Genomic DNA, 4,171 nt, shown 5'->3' with positions numbered 1-4,171 from the left:
GGCGCGGCGGCGGGAAGGGGGTACAATAGGCGGGTTTACACGGGAGAAATCGTTCTAAGGACTTGGAACCTATGGATATCGCAGCGGAATCGCTCGCCAAGCACGCCGAATGGCGCGGCAAGCTCGCCTTCGATCCGAAGATGGATATCGCCACGCGCCATGATCTGGCCGTGGCCTACACGCCCGGCGTCGCCGAGCCCTGCAAGGTCATCGCCGAGAATCCCGAGGCGGCCTACGACTACACGCTGAAGGCGAACACGGTGGCCGTCGTCTCCGACGGCAGCGCGGTCCTGGGTCTGGGCAATATCGGCCCTGAGGCCGCCATGCCGGTTATGGAGGGCAAGGCCGCCCTGTTCAAGGCCTTCGGCGGCGTGGACGCGTTCCCCATCTGCCTGGACACCCAGGACACCGACGAGATCGTCGAGACGGTCATCCGCATCGCCCCGGCCTTCGGCGGCATCAACCTGGAGGACATCGCCGCCCCCCGCTGCTTCGAGATCGAGGCGCGGCTGAACGACGCGCTGGACATCCCGGTCTTCCACGACGACCAGCACGGCACGGCCATCGTGGTGCTCTCGGGCATCATCAACGCGCTGCGGCTTGTGGGCAAGGACAAGGAATCGGTGCGCGTGGTCGTCAACGGCGCGGGCTCGGCGGGCATCGCCATCGCGAAGCTTTTGCTCTCCTACGGCTTCGCGAACGTGACCATGTGTGACATCCGCGGCATCTTAAGCTCGTCCTACGAGGGCATGAACCCGGCCCAGGAGGCCATGCTCGAGGTGACGAACCTGGAGGACAAGTCCGGTACGCTGGCCGACGCCATGGAAGGCGCCGACATCGTCATCGGCGTTTCGGCCCCCGGGGTCATCACGCCCGACATGGTCGCCTCCATGGCCGACGACGCCATCGTGTTCGCCATGGCCAACCCCACCCCCGAGATCTTCCCCGATGAGGCCCGTGCCGCCGGGGCGCGCGTGGTGGGCACCGGACGGTCGGACTTCCCGAACCAGGTGAACAACGTCATCGCCTTCCCCGGCATCTTCAAGGGGGCGCTGCAGGCCCGGGCCGAGCGCATCACCGAGCCTATGAAGCTGGCTGCCGCCGAGGCTTTGGCCGCGCTCGTCTCCGACGAGGAGCTGACCGAGGAGTTCATCATGCCCGATCCCTTCGATTCGCGCGTGGCCGACGCCGTGGCCGATGCTGTGCGCGCGTGCGCCGCCGCCGAGCGGGAAGGGGCCTAGCAGCTGTGGCAGCGCCCGCGAACACGGGCGTCTTCGTCACCTTCGAGGGGGGCGACGGCGCCGGCAAATCGACGCAGATCCGCTTCCTCGCACGGCTTCTGGAAGACGCCGGCCGCGAGGTGGTGCGCCTGCGCGAGCCCGGGGGCACCGCCGTGGGCGAGGCTTTGCGCGCCGTCGTGCTTGACCCGGCCCACGAGGCCATGAGCGATCGCGCCGAGCTGCTCATCTACGAGGCGGCCCGGGCCCAGATCGTCGACGAGGTCATCCGCCCGGCACTCGGGCGCGGGGCGGTGGTTCTGTGCGATAGGTTCTACGATTCCACGGTGGCCTACCAGGGCTGCGGCCGGGGGCTCGATGGCGCCTTCATCGACGCGGCGAACCGGTTCGCCTGCGACGGGGTGGTGCCCGACGCCACGGTGCTTCTGGTGGCCCCCGCCTCGGCTGTGCGCTCGCGCATGGGGCGCCGCGAGGGAACCGACCGTCTGGAATTGGCCGGCGACGCCTTCCACAGCCGGGTGGCCGTGGGCTTCGAGCAGATCGCCGAGGCCGATCCGGCCCGGGTGAGGACGGTGCTGTCGCGGGTGCACCGCGCCGACACGTTCCGCGCCGTGCTGGAGGCGGTATCGCCCGTGCTGCCGGAGGCCGCCGCGGCGCTGGCCGGCGGGGCTGATCTGGATGCCCTCGTCACACGGGAAATGGCGGCCAAGCGCGCCGAGAAGGAAGCGAAGGCGAAGGAGGGCGCCCGTGGCTGACGCCTTCGAGAACATTCTGGGACAGCCCAAGGTGCGCGAGTTTCTGCGCGCCTCGGTGGTCTCGGAGCGGGTGACCCAGGCCTACCTGTTCGTGGGGCCGGCCGGCTCCAACAAGACCCAGGCCGCCTATGCGCTCGCCCAGGCGCTTCTGTGCCCGAAGGGGCCGCGCGGGCCGCGGGGCGGTTCCTGCGGCGCCTGCGACCGCTGCGGGCGCATTTTGCGGCGCAAGCACCCCGACGTGCGCTATTTCGCCCCGGCCGGCGCGAACGGGTATCTGGTGGAACAGGTGCGCGAGATCGTGGCCGACACGGCGCTCTCTCCCATTCAGGCCGACAAGAAGATCTACATTCTGGATCGTGTGGACCAGCTGAGCGCGAGCGCCGCCAACGCGTTTCTGAAGACACTGGAGGAGCCGGCCGACGACGTGGTGATGATCCTTCTGGGCCGTACCCGCGAGTCGGTGCTGCCCACTATCGTCTCCCGATGCCAGGTGGTGCCCTTCCGCCACATTCCCGCCTCGGAGGCCGCGGGCATCGTGGCCCAGAACACCGGCGCCGACCCGGCCCAAGCGCGCCAGGCCATCGAGGCCTGCGGCGGCTCCATCACCTCGGCCGTGGCGTTTCTGCGGGCGCCGGGAAGCGAGCGCCTCGCCTTCCGGACGCGGCTCTTCTCCGACCTGGCACGCCTGGGCGCCGCCGACGACTGGGACGTGGTGGAGATGGCCCGCGCGCTCGTGGAGGCGTCGAAGGCGCCGCTCGACGAGGTGCGCGCCTCCCAGGAGGCGGAGCTTGCCGAGAACGCCGACTTCCTCGCGAAATCGGCCATCCGCCAGATAGAGGCGCGCAACAAGCGCCAGCTGTCGGCGAAGACCTCCGAGTATCTGCGCCAGACGACGGCCATGGTTCGCTCGTGGCTGCGCGATGGGCTCATGGTAGCCTGCGGGACGCCAGAGCTGGTCATCAACACCGATGTGCGCGACACGCTCGTCGCCCTGTTCTCCGGCGCCGATGCGGCGGTCATCGCCGCAGCTTGCTCCCAGGTGGACGAGTGCGAGCGGGCGCTGGCCTATAATGTATCCCCAGAAACGTGCTTGGACACGTTGCTGTTCGACGTAAGAGAGGTTGTTCATGGTTCGGGTCGCACCGATTAACTTGACCTTCAACCCCCGGACGCTATGGTTCGATCCGGGCGATTTGGACATAGAGAAGGACATGCCCGTGGTGGTGCGCACCGCCCGGGGCACCGAGTTCGGCATCGCCGCGAGCGAGGTCATCGAGGTGTCCGAGGAGCAGGTGCGCGCGCTGAAGAGCGCCCTGCGCCCCGTGGAGCGCATCGCGACCGAGGAGGACATCGAGCAGGCGGCCGAGATGGAGCGCGCTTCCGCCGAGGCCCTGCCGGTGTTCAAGGAGATGGCCCGGGAGTACCACGAGGACATGCACCCGGTGTCCGTGGAGTTTCTGCTCGATGGCGACAAGGCCGTCTTCTACTTCGAGGCCGAGGAGCGCATCGACTTCCGCGAGCTGGTGCGCAAGCTGGCGGCCCGCTTCCACGTGCGCATCGACATGCGTCAGATCGGCGTGCGCGACGAGGCCCGCATGGTGGGCGGCATCGGGCACTGCGGCCAGGAGCTGTGCTGCAAGCGACTCGGCGGCGAGTTCTGCCCCGTGTCCATCCGCATGGCCAAGGAGCAGGGGCTCTCGCTGAACCCCCAGAAGATCTCGGGGCTGTGCGGGCGCCTCATGTGCTGTCTGCGCTACGAGTTCGATGCCTACAAGGACTTCAAGAGCCGCGCTCCCAAGTTGAACGCCACGGTGCAGACGCCGGCCGGGCCTGCCAAGGTGGTCGATCACGACGTGCCGCGGGAGATCGTGTCGCTGAAGGTGGAGGGGGAAAAGCCCGTGAAGGTGCCCCTGTCCGAGTTCGATCCGGCGCCCGAGGGTGCTACGCGGCCCAATGCCGTGGGGGAGGAGGCCTGGGAAGAGGCGACGAGTGATCGCGGGCTCATCGGCGGCGAGGCGCTCATCTTCTCGACGAGCCAGTTCACCGGGGCCGATAAGCTGGCCGAGGGCGCCAAGGTGCGCCATACCGGCGGATCGCGCAAGGGATCGGGCGAGGCGGGGCGCTCGCGCCGCGGCGGCTCCGAGGGCCGCGGGCGCGGCGGCTCGCGCTCGGCGGGGA

Annotated in this window: 4 protein-coding genes; all 4 read left to right on the top strand. The window is 69.0% G+C overall.

Features of this window, described 5'->3' with window-relative positions:
* Positions 1–71 precede the first annotated feature (71 nt).
* On the top strand, positions 72–1,241 hold the full coding sequence (locus GO707_RS11720; RefSeq protein ID WP_114540597.1) for an NAD(P)-dependent malic enzyme: 1,170 nt from the start codon (positions 72–74) through the stop codon (positions 1,239–1,241).
* 5 nt (positions 1,242–1,246) lie between these two features.
* Positions 1,247–1,993: a dTMP kinase gene (gene tmk, locus GO707_RS11715; RefSeq protein ID WP_173112542.1), complete on the top strand. Its 747-nt coding sequence runs from the start codon at positions 1,247–1,249 to the stop codon at positions 1,991–1,993.
* Positions 1,986–3,143 (top strand): DNA polymerase III subunit, encoded by a 1,158-nt coding sequence (locus GO707_RS11710; protein ID WP_227070673.1) that lies wholly within the window; start codon positions 1,986–1,988, stop codon positions 3,141–3,143. Before tmk ends, GO707_RS11710 begins: the two co-directional genes overlap by 8 nt.
* Positions 3,121–4,171: PSP1 domain-containing protein (locus GO707_RS11705; RefSeq protein ID WP_157013080.1), on the top strand; the 1,051-nt coding region annotated here is incomplete at its 3' end. The genes GO707_RS11710 and GO707_RS11705, both read left to right, overlap by 23 nt.

The sequence above is a fragment of the Adlercreutzia rubneri genome (assembly GCF_009755265.1).
Classification (GTDB): Bacteria; Actinomycetota; Coriobacteriia; order Coriobacteriales; family Eggerthellaceae; genus Adlercreutzia; species Adlercreutzia rubneri.
Note: the sequence above shows the minus strand (reverse complement) of the source record. Positions and strands in the feature narration are given on the sequence as shown.

Excerpts from the sequence above, each read along its gene's own strand:
- GO707_RS11720 (WP_114540597.1), top strand. The coding sequence starts at position 72 with ATGGATATCGCAGCGGAATCGCTCGCCAAGCACGCCGAATGGCGCGGC.